The 1,191-nt window shown below is 76.7% G+C and carries 1 protein-coding gene and 1 pseudogene; both read left to right on the forward strand.

The features are described from left to right. Positions 1–726, forward strand: a pseudogene (locus L0B03_RS18150) (type VII secretion integral membrane protein EccD); the annotation flags it as partial. Positions 727–729: 3 nt separating this feature from the next. Next, positions 730–1,191: type VII secretion protein EccB (locus L0B03_RS18155; protein WP_250448445.1), on the forward strand; the 462-nt coding region annotated here is incomplete at its 3' end.

Below are 1,191 nucleotides of genomic sequence, written 5' to 3' on the forward strand. Positions count from 1 at the left end.
GCCGTGTGGGGCGGCGCCGGGATGCTCGCCGTCGCCCTGCTGGCCGTCCCCGCGATCGCCCGCGGTCGCGAGCTGCTCGTGGCCCCCGGGGTGCTCGGCCTGACCCTCGCGACCGTCGGTGTGGTCGTCGCGACCGCCGAGGTGAGCCCGGGACCGGTCCTCGCGGTGGTCGTGGCCATCGTCGTGACCGCCGGCAACGGCATCCCCTGGCTCGCCCTCGCCAGCACCCCCCTGCGCGTGGTCTCGCCCCGCAGCGACGCCGAGATCCTCCTCGACCCGGACCCCGTGGACCCCGCAGCCGTGCGCGACCACTACGGGCGCGGCCACCGCCTCCAGATCGCCCTGCGCCTGGCCATCGCCCTCCTCGCCCTCGCCGCCGCCCCCGCCGTCGTGGCCACCGGGGTGCCAGGCACCCTCCTGATGGCCTCGGCCTTCGCCGGGATGCTCCTCGGCGTCCGTCAGACCTACTCACGCCAGGACGTCCTGGTCGTCATGGGCACCGGCATCGTGGGGCTCACCGTGACCGGGGTGCTCGCCGCCGCGGCGCACCCGGACTGGCGCCCGAGCCTCGCCCTGATCTCGGGCCTCGTCGCGGCCCTCGTCATCACCCTGAGCCTCGTCGCACCGCGGCGGCGGCTCGGGCTCGCGCGCCTCGCCGACACCGTCGAGCTGCTCTCCCTCGCCGTGCTGCTGCCCCTCGGCGTCGCCGCCGCCGGGCTGGTCTGAGCCGTGGCCTCCAAGAAGGACCTCGTCGAGGCCCAGACCTTCAGCCGGCGCCGCCTGCTGACCGCCTTCGTCTCCGGGACGCCCGGGGGGCGCGAGCTCGAGCCCACCAAGCCGATGCGGGCCGTCGCCGGCGGGGTGACCCTCTCGGTGCTGCTCGTGCTCGGCAGCCTCGGCTTCGGGCTGCTCAGCCCGGGCCTGCCTGCCGGGTGGGACGACAACCGGCTCGTGGTGACCGAGGACGGGTCCCGGTACGTCGCCCTCGAGGGCACCCTCTACCCCGTGCTCAACGCCGCCAGCGCGCGGCTCCTCGTGCCGCCCGGGGAGTTCGAGGTGGTCCAGGTGCGCGCCGAGCAGGTCGCCGAGAGCCCGCGCGGGCAGACCGTCGGCATCCCCTCGGCCCCCGACGCCGTCCCCGCCCCCAGCCGCCTCATCGGCTCCGGGTGGCTCGCGTGCGTGGGCCCCGAC

Source organism: Actinotalea sp. C106 (genome assembly GCF_023630195.1).
Classification (GTDB): domain Bacteria; phylum Actinomycetota; class Actinomycetes; order Actinomycetales; family Cellulomonadaceae; genus Actinotalea.